Here is a 15,029-nt window from a genome sequence, read left to right on the forward strand (position 1 = left end):
CAATGAGTAGTGATCTTTTGTTCCGTCTATTTAGTAAACGAGCATTAGCATGGGATTCGATCGGAGTACGAATAGGAATAGAACGTTGTCTCGAAGAACAATCGATGTCCGGAAAAGATACTTACCAACTTACAACTAAGTACGGATAGATGGAATATTCGCGGAGACGATTTCTCGCTGCCGCCGCTACAACGGCCGGCACGCCCCTCTTCATACAGCAGGCTGCGGCCCATCCCGCGGATCCGCCCTCCTGCTACGAGTCACGCCAATACAACCATCCCACACCGACGGCACCAGACCAACCCGCTCACGACGCCGTCATCGCCGAAGCCTACGGCGAACTGGTGCTGAATGCAAACCGCCCATACTGGGTGTGGCCCGTTTGCTCGATCTCTGATCCCGTCACCATCGAATACGAGGTCCGAACATCGAACCGGACAGCCACACCAAGTATCCTCGTCGCCGATGACGAAGGCTTCCGGAAGTACGAGACGAAAGTCCGCGACCATCCACTGATAGACGGCCCGCTGATCTCTACCACCACAGAAGACTTGGGCCGACTGGGTTCGTGGGACGTCCCGACCGGCGTCAACACCGAGAACGTCCATCCGTGGAATCTATTCAAACAGGGCGACAGCAGACAGCCGTGGGATGAAGACTCGTCGATCGTGGATCTCTACACGTTGCAATGTCTCAATTCGGCCGAAACAGGGTCGGTCCGACGGCACCACACGATCGAGCCCGGCCGCTACTACGTTATATTCGATTGGACGGATGGCGTCCTACACTCCCCGACCGACGACCAGGTCGCCGCACAGGTGTCCTTACGGGCATCCCATTCCGTGGAGGACCAGGTCACAGAGACTGCACCGGCAACCATGGCACAGCTGTACGGGCAGCTGGCCGGTGGATCGTCTCCGGTGGTGACGACGGCGGTCTCTCTAGCCGAGGCCATCTGCCGGCAGGTCCCCGAGGAATTTCAGGATGTTTCGCTCACGGAAATCAATGCAGTCGCACCGCGGACAGGCCAACTGGTTTCCAGCGTGAACCTCGTGCTCACTATCGTAGCGGACCAGCTCGGGTTCAGTCCGTCAATCATGGACCGTGTCACGGCTCGTACGTCGGTCTGGACACGCTGGGGGTTGTCTGTCCTCCCGGTTGCCAGTAGCATCGACCAGCTGCTCAATGACGCCTGTGCCGTGGCGGCCGCAGATCCGGCCGAAGTTACGGACGACGTGGAGAATATGCTGATGAGTCTGGGGATTTTAGTCGCCGATCTCGTGGCTGCGTATTTCGGTGTTGCCGGCCGCGCTGGCGCGTTTGTGACGCGGTTTGCGCACAAGTACTTGCTCGGATTCGTGGCCCGGACGCTTAGCCTGCGAACGTATCTGGTGCTGCTCCGGGAGCTGTATACGTTGACGCGGAGCGGGGTTGCCGAAGTGCTCCGGATGATAAAGGCGGTGACGCGGACGATCGCCCGTAAATACGAGTTCCTGAGTGACGATGATATCGAGTCGGTCGAGAAACTCGATAGGAGGTCGCTGCACTCACTGGACCTGGATATCGATTTGTTCAGTCTCAGCCCCGAGTGTACGACGTAATCGCAGTAGCAAGGGCTGCTATCGGATGGAGAAGAAGTAGTTGATCGCCGCAGAGATACCGCCAAGATCACGGAAGAACTTCGCCAGGGTACCAAGCCCAATCGTCCCGAGGATACCGCCGACCAGCGGGTCGACCGCCATCCCGATCCGGAGCAGCGTCCCGAACTGGAACATGTCGACGAGTAGCAAACCGCCGGTGAACATGGCGAAGTCGACCGGGACAGCGATCCCGTTCTGGTAGAGGGTCCACAGCGTGGCACCCCCACCGGCCAGAACCCAGAATAGATACTTGCGGCCTCGCTGGGTGGCGCTCTCGGGGTCGCCCTTCCGCCAGTTACGGAAGTAGTTCGCCGTCTGCAGGAGGGCTTTGAGTAGTCCGGGCGCCATTCAGATGTGTTTACCAACCTCTGAAGCACGTATAAGCTTTATTCCGACGATAATCCGGCTTATGAGCCGCACGTAGACCGCCTGTATTAGGACCAGATATTTAAGGAATATTGACGTACAATTTGAAAATGACGGTAGTCGGCCGTCTTGGCGCTCTGTTCGTGGTCCTCGGCGGGGCAGCTCTCCTGCTCGTGGACGGCCTCCGTTCTCCACCCAGCCTCTGGTACGCGGCCGCAAGTATCGCAGCCGGAACAACGATGGCCCTGTATCCGGTTATTTCGTCGCCATCTCCGCGGCGTCCGCAGCCTGCTCCTGAACCCGCGTCTCCGAACACGTCCGAGGAGTCCACGACGGGTCCACCGATGCGGCAGACCGATTCACAGTCGGCTGATACAGAGCAGACGGCCGAGTCCACAGGATCGAGCGAGCAGGAACCTGAACCAGCGAACGACAACGATCCGTATCCACCGCAGCCGCTAACGTCGGAAGAACCGGAGCCGCCGACATCGGAGCAACCTGAACTGTTGTCGACCACGGTGAAGAAGCAACACTCACACCCGGCCGATACCGGGACGACACAGCGAACGACCTCAAACACCGGTTCCTCCCAGACAAGGAAAACGGCGAGAACCTTGACCCACCGGCAAAGACACGTCACCTCCACAGCGTCACCACGTCGGAACCCATCCGCCGAGACCAACAACCCGTATTTCAAGCCGGTCGATTCGAGCCGTGAGATCAAGTTCGTTCAGGTCGACACCAAGTTCAGTTACCTCGACATTGACTGGGGACCGGAATTCATCGGTTTCGACCCGATTCCGGACCTCGTCGAGGTCGATGTCGGGCCGAGTGTCGTGAGCCACGAGCTGGTGCGCAGCCCGATCGAGATTAAGATCTCCTCGTTCCTCAAGGCCTTCCTCACCCCCACTCCGCGTAGCTCCGGTACCGCGGCCTCGAACGACAGTACGTGGCCGTCGACGGCACCGGACAACCACGCTCGCCGGCGGACTGACGACACCGCCACCAGACGGAGATCGGCACCCCGCGATACCTGGGAGACTCGGTACCTTGAGCAAGACAGGCGTGTGGACCGCCGCCGTGAGCCGCTGACAGCCGCTGATAGACGGCAGCATCCAGCGGAGACATGGCCACGGTCATCCGGCCCGGAACCGGAGAACCACCGCCCAACAACTGCTGACACAAGCGGCTACGGTAGCCGTGAAGAGATTGGCACATTAGACGTCGGACGTTCCAGTATCCGTCGCTCCCTTGGCTCGGAGCCGGTCATAGACGAGGAACCGATTGGACCGCAGGATGTGGTTGTAGCCGATGAGCCGGCGGTTGATGTGGGGATGGATTATTCACCGCAGTGGGATGCCGATCCTTTCGGACTGACCGATGTCACCTCGGGATTCTCCGAGCTTGAAGAATCAGCGGTGGAACCGGTTGAACAGCCAGAATTCGGGTTTGGAATGTCCGACTGGCGGCCCGGAGTGTTGATCGAAGAACCCGTGATGGGTCCGGAAATCGGTGGGGAGATGTTGGGCTTGGACGGGTTCGCGGAGTCGCCAGAAAGCGCGGTCGATCTGCCTGGCCCCAACGTCGAAAACGGATCGAACCCGTTGTTCCCCGAAGCGGAGAGCTTCTTTCAAGAAGACGCGGAGGACGACTGGCTGACGTTCTGACGTCGCTTGCATGGGTTAGCCGAGGCAGGTCAATAGGCTGTGCAGCCATCGCCACCGATACTTGATTGAAGACAGGCGTCGACGGCGACATGCACCACGCGCCGGTTCTGACGGCAGGCGAGTGTGTCGAGTTGGTCGCTTCGGCATTGATACCGCCTGGCTGAGCGACGGATTCCCACCGGGTTCGCCGATTGGGAGTGGCAACGCTCTGGAGGAGCACCGAAATCCGCCCAATTTCTTATGCTCGCTCGATTACCTCGTCCAGAATGGGGTGGAAACTAGCCTCTTGATGGGAGATTGATTCTGAGTCAGTGGATATTTTATCCAAAACTGGCCTATTCACGCAACTGTGTTGGATAGAAAGAGCGGTAATCCATATCGCCATATACAGTTTATGTAATCAGATTCGGACCTTTCACAACCTGTATTAGCCGAATTCGGCAGTATTCAGATATCAACTTCCACTGTGTATTATCCCAGTTGTACACAGTAGATTTACGTGGGTCGCCGCCGTCGGTCGAGCACGAACCATGGAACCCGACGAGGGCGACGCTACACCCGGGGGAACACCAGTCGAGACGGCCATCCAGCAGTACCTCGACAGCGTCGAGGCTGGTAACTCCAGGAAGAACTTCGCGTCGACCCTCGCGACGTGGCGCACCTGGCTGTGCGAGGAGCGCGGTGTGACGAGCCTCGAGGACCTGGACGTCCTCGACTGCCGCCGATACGCACGGCACCTCAAACAGCGAGCTCGCGACGGCGATCTAAAAGCAAGCACCGCGACTACCTACTACGCGTACGTCCGCGCGTTCCTCACGTTCTGCGTCGCAGACGAACTCCTCGATACGAATCCGGCGAAAGCGAAGCGCGCGACGGACGAACTCCCGGAGGACCTCGGTGACACCGACCGGCAGTTCTGGCGGGAAAAGGAGCGGCAGGCGATCATGCGCTACGTCGACGAGCGTGTCGACCACGCCCTTGACGAAAAAGTGGACGTGAGTCGTGAGCAGGCCTTTCGTGATCGAGCAGTCGTTTATCTCCTGGGACTCTCGGGCGTTCGCGGCGCGGAGGTGTTCGCTGAACCCTCCGACGACAAGCGGAACGGCATCACCTGGGGAGACATCCAACTCGACGCCGGCGCCGTCCGCGTCCTCGGGAAGTCACGAGCATACGAGTACGCACAACTTCCCGAGCGGGCCGCCACGGTACTAGAGCGGTACAGGACTGTCCTCGATCCACCGACCGACGAGTGGCCAGTCTTTCCCAGCGGGCACGCTCCGTCGAAATATCGCGCCGTTCGCGAGCAGCTGGCCCACGAGGGAATTTCGGACGACGAGATCGAGACCATCCTCGACGACAGTGATATCGACACAGTGCTCCGAGAATATGAGGTCGTCCCACCAGCGCTCTCGACGAACGGTGCTCGCAACCTGATGAAGCGGCTGTGTGATGACGCTGACCTCGACGTCGACGGTGACTACCTGAAGCCACACGGCGCCCGTCGAGGGCTTGGTCACGAACTCTATGCGAGCGGCCACGCAGAACTCGCCCAATCAGCACTCCGACACGCGAGCATCGAGACGACCCACGAGTCTTACTCCGACATCCAAGCAGCTGAAACCGCGAAGCAAGTCGACGATCTCCTCGGGGAGTGAGTTAACCAACGGTATTCCAATTGTATGGAGACTGTTGGTTAAAGCAGATGAGAACTCCCCAGACCATCAGTTAATTCTAATATTAAGATTAATTCTGGGAACATCCGGTCAGCTGTAGTGACTCAGCTATCATTGGTTACGGATGGAAGCGTGAGAACTCCCAGGCTTTGTTGAGCACTTGAGGTCTGAGAAGTTTCTGGAGTCGTGCTGAACGTAGAGCGCTATCGGGTACGAAGGCGGGACGATGTGCCTGGTGACTATATCGCTAAGTACAGACGAAATATCTATTTCACACACCAATGATACTCTGGCAAGATGCCAGGTATGGACCACGGTCTCGAACGAGGTTTCGGGATGATTGTCGAGACCGTCGTTGTTGCCCTCCTGATTAGTGAACTCGTTCCTCTGCTGGTTGAGCAAGGTATGCTCCCATCAGGTATCTTCTGGTGGGTGATTCCTGTTTCAATTGTGAGTGCGGTAATGACTGTAGATGCGTCTCGATACTGGTCGTTCGGATACCTCGCAGGCGTCTGTATCGGAATCTATCTCGCGATCCCAATCTTCCTCGAAGCAGGATTACTGAGTCCACTTGACATACTGATTTACGGAGGTCTCGCACTTGCGGCAGTTGGCCTCCGAGTCAAGATTCACAGTTCGGGATTCTGACCAGCTGCCTGTCCAGTAGTTACATAGAACCCGGCGGCTCTGTTGAAATCCTATGCGTTCGACATCATCATCGCTAAAACAACCGTTCGGTAGGTGTGCGGACTTAGCGATTCGCCCTCTAACTCAAACGGCCTTGGAGAGCGCGAGAGGGTTGAGAATCGGTCAGGCTGAATCAGTCTTTTCGCGTTGCTTTTGTGCGAGATACACCAGCAACCCGAGTATTCCAAAGACTCCGTATACTACTCCGCGCAGTTTCGGTGAAGACAAGCCCCGCTTGGTGGAATCTCGATAGACGTAGTAGCCGACGGTGGGCCAGAAAATCAGGAGATACAGACCTACACGGACGAACAGCCCGTAATATGCCGTGAGCCAGTCCATATCGGATACAAAAGAACGAACTGACAAATACCTTGTCTACACCTCACGTTGAGAGGGCCTTGTCGATATTGTGGGTGAGACAGCCGACAGCGAGTTCCCGGAACTGCTTCCACCAGTGGCGTGAGCGGACGAATGCACCGTACTTGCGTTTGAGTCGGGAGTTCACCGTCTCGTTCTGACTGCGCTGACCGTAGATATCGGCGTCCAGCCGAGCGTTCCATGCCTTCTGTAGCGATGAAAACTCGCGGTGTTTGATGAGCGGTCGAACACCAGTTGCACGGGCTAATGTGCGAACCTTCTGGTCGTCGTATCCCTTGTCGCCGAGGAGAATCGCCACCTTCCCAGTATTTCGCTTGATGAGCGATGGTGCAATCTGAGAATCGTGCTTTCTGGTCGTCGTTACGTGTAAGTCGATGATTGCGTTCGACTTCGTGTCTACGAGAAGTGTGACTTTCAACTGCTGAATCGTCAGCTTTGTCCGCTTCGTGTAGTGCTTCGAGGCGTGACTCCGGTCGAACCCGGATGCATCGATACCGACGACACCGTTGGTCGGAAGGGGTGTGACCGAGAGGTTGAGCAGGACACGCCAAACCGCCATATCGAGTCGGTTGAACGCTTTACACAACGCCGAAGGCGATGGAAGTTCCTCAAGGTCGATAGCGCTCCGAATCCGAGGCATCTCGATGAGTTCGTCAAGCAGGATTCGGTACGTTGTATTCTTCCGCACCTTGAGACAGAGCAGGACGATGTGCTGGTGAAGTGTGTACCGTCGTTTCGAGAACTTCGAAGAGTAACGAGCGACAGCTCGCCGAGCCAAGTGATACGCCTGCTCAACGAACCGGAGCAACCGCGATTTCGGGAGGGTCTGCATTCGGTCAAACTACCGGGTGAACTTGTAACTCTCTGAGGGTTTCAACAGAGCCAACCCGGCTAATTCTCCCCTCGTGATGAATCGGATTACGCTAATCGCTCGCCTTTCTCTTCTTGCGACAGCCTTGTATTTCGTGGAAAATTTGTGTTAGTCATTTATGGTATCAACAGAGCCAACTCCAACGCCATACTTGTTCCTATGAGTCACTCAGCAACGTTTAATGTTAAGATTAGAATTAATGTCAACGCAGCCCATTCGTAGTCTCACAGCAAGGCGCCAAGATAGCGGTAGCTTAGAGCGACCATGGTAGCTCTGAGAGAACATTCATCGGGGAAGACACCATGAATACCAACTCAGATGAAAAGGCGCTCGCAGCCATTCACCATCGCTTCCAACAGTCGCAGCGACGGATATGGCGTTCGAAGTACCAGCCAACCTGGCGGCAGCGAAAAATCACTCTCTTCGAGACCCACCTAACAGACCGCTAGGGAGCCCCAGCCGCTTCCAGATTCGGTTCGTCGAATTCGAGTGCCTCTCTCACGGCTTCGGGAAGCGTCGGTCGCGGTGCGTCCTCGTGGCGCTGCACCCGCTCAGATTTTTTCGTCTCCTCGTAGACCGCTCGTGCAACCGGGACGCCCCGCAGGAAATTATGCTCGTAGAGGATCTCAACCCCGCGCTCGGTTGGTCCCCAGAACTTTGACGGGAGATCTCGCGTCGACACGTTGGGTTCGTGCACGTAGACGTCGAGGATTCCTGCCTCTTGGAGTGTCTCGAGCTGGTCGAGGATAGCTGCCTCGTTCTTCGGAATCATGTAGTCGAGCTCGGCCAACGACGCGAGGTGTGCTGGGTGACCGAGGATCAACTGCAAGATGAGGTGGCGCGTCTCCTGGGAGAGCAGCTCACGCATCCGCTGCTGCTCTGCGAAGGGATCCTCGAACCCTTCCGGGGCCGTGTCGCTCATACTGTAGAGTAGTGGGCTCGACTGCATAACGGTTTGGGTTGAATAAGTCAATAGAATCGCCGAAGCACTGAGTTAGTTAGAAACGCCTTTTATTCAGCCAGTACAGTTCCCACGTATGAGTGCTCCATCTGTGCCCCCGAACTCGGGCGAGATCATGAAGGCTGTGCAGCAGGCCTTACGCGGGCTCGACGTCGGGTCGACGGAGGCCGTGCAAATCCTCTCGTGGGCAAACAGTGAGACACCAGCAATCTACGACCGGGATCAAACCGCGTATCTCGTCCTCGGAAGCTACCGTGATCCGTATCTCCGACGCGTACGGGCAGTCAGTGATCGGCTAAACCGCCGATACGGAACATATGCCTTCCTCATTGGAGACCTCACAGACATCGACCTCCACCGACTTCCGGAGTTCCGCGTGAAGTTCCATATCACGGCGACACTCTGTGATTACGTGGCTGCTGTATTCGAGCAAGATGCGGGCGGTGAGATCAACGAACTCGGCAAACTGGGCGAAACCGAGTACTTCGAAAAGGCGTACGCCTTCCCACGTGCATACCAGTGGGAAACGGAGGAACACCTCACTGACGAACGTGATGTGATCGCTGCTGCTGCGCAGATCAGCGCTGCCACCGACATCGATGACGAGATGAAGACGGCAGAACTCGAAGCCCTCGTCGAACGAGCGGACGACGCTGGAATCGACATATCGGTCGATGCGGTGAGGACCACGCTTGAGGAGCACGATATCGAGGTTCCGTCGTACAGCTGGGTGCATCTGAACGACTTCCGTCTCTTCGAACTCCACGGACGATGTTATCCCTGGACGACTGAGGAAGAGCTACTCGACGCTACAGATGATCTTCCGGGGTCGCCGAGACCGGGGTGGGAACAACGGTAAGGCTTGTTTTAATATTAATTCTAATCTTAAGAGTAGGCCTTCCGTTGTTGCTCGGCATCAGTGTATCCAATCGAAAGTCGTCTTGTCCGAGAGAAAAGCCGTAGTTCCCACAGATTTGAACTGGTCCTCATTGAAACGGCGCCGTCCGTTATTCGGACAGAAGGTGCTATTAACCTTAACTCTAAGATTAAACTGGATTCACGCACGGTATCAAGAGGCGTGACTGGCAAATTCCGTCCCAGTATTCGGCTTAACGGGAGCTACCTAACGGAGGTGTAGCTTGGAGCGATTCCTTATCAGACACCGCCTTTACGATGTCGACTAGGTCGTCCTGTGAGAGGGGGTCGATCTCTTCGCGAACGCCGTCGACTGTATAGAGAATCGATGCCGAAATCTCACGCTCAGGGTATAGCTCCCGAAGCACGTGATGGTAGACACTGAGTTGTTTTCGGTACTCGGCTTCCGCGTGCCGACCTCGGTCAGTCTTGTAGTCGACCACTTCGATGCGGTCGGCTCGAACGTGGACGAGATCGATGATTCCGGAGATCATCATACGAGTCCCGTCGACGTCCAGCGGAAGGTAGGCGTCCTCCTCGACGAGCAGGTCGCCCGACAGGCCGTCGAGAAACGACATCACGTGCTGTTTGTCGTCCCATCCGGGATCGTCCCGATTCAGTTTTACATCATCGCCGCGCGCGTACGCTTCCGCAAAGTCGTGGACGTCGGTGCCGAACGCCTTCCCCATACCATCGTCGACGTCCTCGAAAACATCCTCACGCATCAGCGAATGCGGTGAGTGTCCGACCGGCCCCTCCGGTGTCGGTACCGTGATCAGCAACTCCGTCTGCTCGGTCTCGTCTACGGTGTCTGCATCAGGTTCAGTGTCCCACGCTTCGATTTCGACCGGGAGTTCTTCGAGGAACGTGTTTGGATCCTCCCCGGCCGAGAAGATCACGTGGCTCTCGGCGCGCGTAATCGCCACGTAGAGCAGTCGGCGCTCCTCGTCGTACTCCCTGGGCAAACACCGGCGGAGGATGTCAGTCCGCCAGTCATCGTACACGTGGGGGAGGCCGTCAGCCTCGGCGTAGCGTTTCCGCTGTCGGAGTCCGACCGGATCCTGAAACGTGATCGTTCCACTCCCGCCGCCCGATGGCGGGAATCGCCCACTGTTCATGTTCGCGAGCACGACGATCGGATGTTCGAGCCCCTTCGCTGCGTGAATCGTCTGGACCGTCACTGAGTTTGCACCGGCGTTCGCGTGAACATCGTGGGTACTGCCCGCTTCGATGCCGCGCTCGATGAACCGGATAAGGTCTCCCCGAGTCAGTGTCGTCGCGGTATGTACTGACTGAATCGTGTGGAGGACGACGTCGGCCGTAGCACCGTCGTACCCGTACCGCGAGAAGACACGTTCTGCTACGCCGCCGAGCGTCTCCAGTTCTGCCAGCTTCTCGCGGAACGAGCGCATGTTCTCGGGATACGCCTCGGTCTCCAGGACGTGCTTGATCTCATCGAGTGTGTAGCCTGCTTCCTCGAGGACAACCGCCCAGCCGCGGTCGGTGTCGGATTCAAGGATGCGGAGCCACGCCAGCAGTAACTTCGCCTGAGGCGTGCGGAACAGCTCGATCCCGCCCTCGTACGCCATCGGCAGTCCGTACTCCTCAGCGGTCTGCAACAGGTCGCGGCCGAACTCTCGTGTTCGCGTGAGAACTGCGACGTCTCGATACTCGGGCGTCCGAAGCGACCCGTCATCGGCCTCAACCCGGTAGGCGTCGTTGCCCACTATCTCCTGTATCTTCGCGACCACCGACTCGTGTTCCTCCGGGCTCGCGATCGCTTCGATTTGGGTGTTCTCGTGTTCGGTGTTGGTCGAGAGTGAGACGATTCGATCCTGGATGGCCTCGACATCGACGTTGTCCCGGTTCGCCGCCGGAACGAGCAGCCCGTGCTCCGAGAAGTCAAGGATCTCCTGGGTGGAGCGGTAGTTCTCGATAAGCTCGATGGTATGAATCGGCTGGGTGTCGAAGGTAACCCGTTCGTGGTCGGCGTTCAGTTCGTCGACGAACCGATTGAGGCGGTCCTCGAAGGCAGTGATGTTCTCGACTTCGGCGTACTGGAAGCCGTAGATGCTCTGTTTCCAGTCGCCGACGACACAGAGGTTGTTCGTGCCCGCGAGTAGCAGCGTCAGCTTGAACTGGATCTCGCTGGAGTCCTGAAACTCGTCAACCATCGCGTAGTCGAACGCAATGGACTCACGAAGCGCGTGATCCTCACAGAGCAGGACGAACGCGAACAGTTGGAGGAAGCCGAAGTTGAGGTAGTTCCGGCCGAGCGCGAATTCGAGGTACTCGTAGTAGACATCGTGAACGAATGCCTTGAGTCCCTCGCGGTCAGCATCGAACACCATCCGAGCGACAGCATCGGGGACGCTCTTCGTGCCCTGCCCACGAATCTCGGCCTTCTCAGGGGCGTCTGGCAGGTAGCATTTGTTCTTCCCGTAGCGATTGAGCTTCGAGCGAAGTCGTGACTGCTTGCTCCCGCCATTCTGTGGCTCATTTACCTCGTCGAACAGCGATTTGAACGCCTCGAAATCCCCGTCGAGATACCGTTCGCCGTTTCGATACCAGCCGTCGGCTGTCGGGAACACGCCCTTCGAGGCGAGTTGTGAGACGAGTCCGAGGAGTTCGGTCGGGTCCGAGACGATGCGGAAGTAGTCATCGTACTCGGGGTGGTCGTCGCTGAACCGGTCGATGAACTCCTCGAACAAGGCTTTCTCGACGAGGTCGTCCTCGACGATGCGCGTCGACCCCGTGATGCGGTCGTCGATCCCGAGGTGCGTCGGCGCGGAATAGCCGTGTTCCTGGAGGAGATCGTGGCAGAGCGAGTGGAACGTCTGAATCGGCGCATCAGCGAGGTCGCGCATCCCGTACTCGCAGTGGCCGACGATCCGGTCTTTCATCTCGGTTGCAGCGTTGTTCGTGAACGTCACCAGCAACACGTCTTCAGGGGCGACGTCGTCCTCGTCGACGATGTTCGCATAGCGGCGCGTGATGGTGAACGTCTTCCCCGTGCCTGCGCCGGCGTCAACGAGGTATAAGCCGTCGGTGCTATCGATGAGGTCCTGCTGTTGAGGGTTGGGTTCAGTCATGGTCAAGAAGGAGGTCGCGGTTGTCCACTCGACGGTAGTTCGGTTCACCGGCAAGCCCGTTCACAGGGAAGCGTTCTTCGCCAGCGCGTCGGTGATTCAGTTCCGTCATGCGCTCGGTGACGAACGCCTCGAAGGCATCGAGGTCCTCTTCGAAGTAGTTCTGACTCCGAACTCGTGCCAGCTGGCGAAGCAGCTGTTTACAGCCTGACGAGACGTATTTGTACTCACCGACACACTCCTGCAGTCGGGTTTGCATCGCCTGCCCGAACTCGGAGTCGATGAGTTCGTCACTGTCACGCGTCGCCGGTAGCGGGGCCGTCTCGAACGCGGCTTGGTAATCAGCGTACGCAATCTTCGAGAGCGTCTTCTGACAGTTCTTTGCCCCGTCATCGCGGAGCGCCTCGAACGTCGCTCGCGACCGGGCGTGCTCCTCGAACTGGGTCGGATGATACTCAATCGTCGTCAGCGTCTCCTCTAAGTCCGCCTCGCCAGCGACGACGTCGTCGAGCGTCTCGAGAAAGTGGAAGAACGTGAACTGTAGGCGCTCGCCTGGGCGCTCGCTCCGACGGTGGGCGAGATAGAGAAGTGCCTGGAAGTTCGGCGTATCGCTCGGTGGATCGAGCGCGGAGTTCTTGACGACGCGAGATGCCCGTTTCCGACTCCCACTCTTGTAATCGAGGAGGTCAGTCGGTCCATGAACAAGGTCGATCTTGCCTTTCAGTCCGAGGTCTTCGTTCTCGAACCAGCGCTCCGTGAACGGCGAGTCGACTTCCCTGTCAAAATGGGCCGCGAAGAAATTCTGCCCCCACCCACTGTTCGGAGTGAGCAGGTCGTCACCCTCCGGGGTGCGTTCGTCGAGCAGCTCGACGATGGTTTTGAGGCCGACCCGGTACTTGGTACGGCGCGTTGGACGGTCGACGCGCCGCACGAACGGACCCGCCTCCTCGAGCATTACGTCTACGAGGTCTTCGATGGTCTCCTCGTCGATCAGGTCGGGATGGTTGACGTAGAACTCGGCGAAGTCGTGGAAGAGATTCCCCTCCTTGAAGTAGTCCTTATCGGGGCCATCGACAAGCCGACTGAAGAGGTAGTCACGCGGGCTGTTGACGTACGTACTCAGACTGGACTGGCTGACGGTGTCGATTTGCGTCGGTGAGACGTCGAGTGATTCCTTCTCGAACCCATCCTGGGTCGCACTGAAGGTCCGTCCGTGAGTCACCGTGTCGAGATCGCTGAACCGTTCGAAGTCATCATCGAGGAGGTCCTCGAAGTAGAGACACGGCGTTGCGGGTGAGCCGCCGATCGTGTCCTGAACGAGGTAGTACTGTTCGACGCCGTTCTGGAGGAGGAGCTGAAACTGCGTCAGGTTCCGACTGAATTCAGCGTCACGGTCGACCCATGGACGACGTGGTGGAGAGTGAGTCCACGCTTCGTCGAGGCCGAGGTAGAATACGACGGGGCGGTCCACGTAGGCTGCTGACTTTGCGTCGGCCAGGAGAACCCCTTCGTCTTCGCGGTCGACGGGGACCTCGTAGCTCTGAAGGTAGTATTCGAGCCGATCAATGCCCTGTCTAGTGACGTCATCGGTAGCGATCCCGAGCGCCTCGAGTTCATCTCGGAACGCATCAAGGCTGATCCCGGCCTGTCGTTCGTATGCAGTAAGTGCTCCAGTGAACGTTGTCTCGCCGATCTCCGCGCTGAACTCCTGAAACCACGTCAGACTGGCGGCGTCGACATCCTGTAGCCGCTTGTCGTCGTGTTCAACGTCGACGGCGATCCCGAGGCTGGAGAGAACAGAACGAATGGTCTTCACGCGCGTCTCCGTCCCGCGAGTAGCGGCGCGAAGGAACTGGACGAATCCGCGGTGGTGCTGTTCGTCAGCGAACCCGGGGCCACCGATAAACGGAATATCGGCGGCTTCGAGCGCGCTCGGGACTAGCGTTGCATATTCACTCCCGCGATCCGCGACGACCGCAACGTCCTCCGCATTGTCGGCAGAGACGATGCCGAGTACAGCGTCGACGATTGCTGTACTTGAGTCGAAAATGTGGAACGGCGGTCGGTCGAATGCGGCATCGGTGAATGGATCGAACGTATCGTACTGCGTGGGGAGAATCGATCGTTCGAGGGTCGTGAGTTGGTCGTGGCCGACGACGGCGACGTCTTTGCTGTCGTCGATTTGGTACTCGTCGAGTCGCCGGGAGGTCGTATCGAGCGTTGAGAGCTGTTCGACGGTGGTCTCCGTCGCGGATTCGGCGTAGGCGTCGTAGTCGAGAACGGCATCAACGCGTCCCTGGTGCTCCCAGCATTGGAGCGTGTTGCCGATCGCGTATGCAGCCTGCTTCCACTCGAGGTCGGTAGTCGTAACGAGTTCGAGAAAGGCACTCCGGTCCTCGGCGCGTTCGCGACGACCTGCTGCGAGTCGACGCGGCGTGATGGCAAATATACCGAGATGAGCGCGGTCAAGACGTCGGTTCAGCCCACTGGCAAGCGGCGCATCAGGAACGATGACGAGGTCATAGTCTCGGACTTCGTCGTAGAGAGAGTCAAGTGGTTTCGCCCGCGTAACTGGCACGGCAACAACAACTCAGCCAACAATTCATATAATTATCGCCAAGTGTGTATTTGATAGCGGTCACTTGGTATCGATGAGAACGAAGTCGCCGGCTAAGACATCAATCCCCTTCATATGCGGAGAAGTGGGTCGAAAAGCGCAGGACAGTCGTAATTGAAGGCCACCGTTTAACCAACAAAATTAAGCCTTCGAGACCCATCTGTT

The 15,029-nt window shown here is 57.8% G+C and carries 11 protein-coding genes; 5 read left to right on the forward strand and 6 right to left on the reverse strand.

The window, feature by feature from the left end; translation table 11 throughout:
* The first annotated feature begins 149 nt into the window (after positions 1-149).
* Positions 150-1,601, forward strand: coding sequence for a hypothetical protein (locus NKG96_RS19325; protein ID WP_254538593.1), 1,452 nt, complete (start codon positions 150-152; stop codon positions 1,599-1,601).
* 18 nt (positions 1,602-1,619) lie between these two features.
* Here the strand turns inward: NKG96_RS19325 and NKG96_RS19330 are convergent, their stop codons facing one another.
* On the reverse strand, positions 1,620-1,988 hold the full coding sequence (locus NKG96_RS19330) for a hypothetical protein (protein WP_254538594.1): 369 nt from the start codon (positions 1,986-1,988) through the stop codon (positions 1,620-1,622).
* A gap of 362 nt (positions 1,989-2,350) precedes the next feature.
* Here NKG96_RS19330 and NKG96_RS19335 point away from each other — a divergent pair, with 362 nt between their 5' ends.
* From NKG96_RS19335 to NKG96_RS19345, 3 genes are all read left to right on the forward strand, one after another.
* Positions 2,351-3,673, forward strand: coding sequence for a hypothetical protein (locus tag NKG96_RS19335; RefSeq protein WP_254538595.1), 1,323 nt, complete (start codon positions 2,351-2,353; stop codon positions 3,671-3,673).
* Between the two features lie 530 nt (positions 3,674-4,203).
* Positions 4,204-5,328, forward strand: coding sequence for a tyrosine-type recombinase/integrase (locus NKG96_RS19340; RefSeq protein ID WP_254538596.1), 1,125 nt, complete (start codon positions 4,204-4,206; stop codon positions 5,326-5,328).
* A 354-nt stretch (positions 5,329-5,682) separates the two neighbouring features.
* Entirely contained in the window at positions 5,683-5,994 is a 312-nt protein-coding gene (locus tag NKG96_RS19345; protein WP_254538597.1) for a hypothetical protein, read from the forward strand.
* A gap of 162 nt (positions 5,995-6,156) precedes the next feature.
* On the opposite strand, the gene NKG96_RS19350 is transcribed toward NKG96_RS19345, so the two are convergent.
* From NKG96_RS19350 to NKG96_RS19360, 3 genes are all read right to left on the reverse strand, one after another.
* Positions 6,157-6,372: a hypothetical protein gene (locus NKG96_RS19350; protein WP_254538598.1), complete on the reverse strand. Its 216-nt coding sequence runs from the start codon at positions 6,370-6,372 to the stop codon at positions 6,157-6,159.
* Between the two features lie 43 nt (positions 6,373-6,415).
* Positions 6,416-7,243, reverse strand: coding sequence for an IS5 family transposase (locus tag NKG96_RS19355; RefSeq protein WP_254538599.1), 828 nt, complete (start codon positions 7,241-7,243; stop codon positions 6,416-6,418).
* Between the two features lie 484 nt (positions 7,244-7,727).
* Positions 7,728-8,204 carry an ArsR family transcriptional regulator gene (locus NKG96_RS19360; RefSeq protein ID WP_254538600.1) on the reverse strand — a complete coding sequence of 159 codons (477 nt, stop codon included), beginning with the start codon at positions 8,202-8,204 and terminating at the stop codon, positions 7,728-7,730.
* A 115-nt stretch (positions 8,205-8,319) separates the two neighbouring features.
* Here NKG96_RS19360 and NKG96_RS19365 point away from each other — a divergent pair, with 115 nt between their 5' ends.
* Positions 8,320-9,102 (forward strand): DUF8170 family protein, encoded by a 783-nt coding sequence (locus NKG96_RS19365; protein WP_254538601.1) that lies wholly within the window; start codon positions 8,320-8,322, stop codon positions 9,100-9,102.
* 250 nt (positions 9,103-9,352) lie between these two features.
* On the opposite strand, the gene NKG96_RS19370 is transcribed toward NKG96_RS19365, so the two are convergent.
* Entirely contained in the window at positions 9,353-12,250 is a 2,898-nt protein-coding gene (locus NKG96_RS19370; RefSeq protein WP_254538602.1) for a UvrD-helicase domain-containing protein, read from the reverse strand.
* Positions 12,243-14,825, reverse strand: a complete 2,583-nt coding sequence (locus tag NKG96_RS19375; protein ID WP_254538603.1) for a PD-(D/E)XK nuclease family protein — start codon at positions 14,823-14,825, stop codon at positions 12,243-12,245. Before NKG96_RS19375 ends, NKG96_RS19370 begins: the two co-directional genes overlap by 8 nt.
* Positions 14,826-15,029: the final 204 nt, after the last annotated feature.

The organism is Halomarina litorea, assembly GCF_024227715.1.
Lineage (GTDB): Archaea > Halobacteriota > Halobacteria > Halobacteriales > Haloarculaceae > Halomarina > Halomarina litorea.

Excerpts from the sequence above, each read along its gene's own strand:
- NKG96_RS19335 (WP_254538595.1), top strand. The coding sequence starts at position 2,351 with ATGCGGCAGACCGATTCACAGTCGGCTGATACAGAGCAGACGGCCGAG.
- NKG96_RS19330 (WP_254538594.1), bottom strand. The coding sequence starts at position 1,988 with ATGGCGCCCGGACTACTCAAAGCCCTCCTGCAGACGGCGAACTACTTC.
- NKG96_RS19345 (WP_254538597.1), top strand. The coding sequence starts at position 5,683 with ATGATTGTCGAGACCGTCGTTGTTGCCCTCCTGATTAGTGAACTCGTT.
- NKG96_RS19350 (WP_254538598.1), bottom strand. The coding sequence starts at position 6,372 with ATGGACTGGCTCACGGCATATTACGGGCTGTTCGTCCGTGTAGGTCTG.
- NKG96_RS19365 (WP_254538601.1), top strand. The coding sequence starts at position 8,320 with ATGAGTGCTCCATCTGTGCCCCCGAACTCGGGCGAGATCATGAAGGCT.
- NKG96_RS19355 (WP_254538599.1), bottom strand. The coding sequence starts at position 7,243 with ATGCAGACCCTCCCGAAATCGCGGTTGCTCCGGTTCGTTGAGCAGGCG.
- NKG96_RS19370 (WP_254538602.1), bottom strand. The coding sequence starts at position 12,250 with ATGACTGAACCCAACCCTCAACAGCAGGACCTCATCGATAGCACCGAC.
- NKG96_RS19360 (WP_254538600.1), bottom strand. The coding sequence starts at position 8,204 with ATGAGCGACACGGCCCCGGAAGGGTTCGAGGATCCCTTCGCAGAGCAG.
- NKG96_RS19325 (WP_254538593.1), top strand. The coding sequence starts at position 150 with ATGGAATATTCGCGGAGACGATTTCTCGCTGCCGCCGCTACAACGGCC.
- NKG96_RS19340 (WP_254538596.1), top strand. The coding sequence starts at position 4,204 with ATGGAACCCGACGAGGGCGACGCTACACCCGGGGGAACACCAGTCGAG.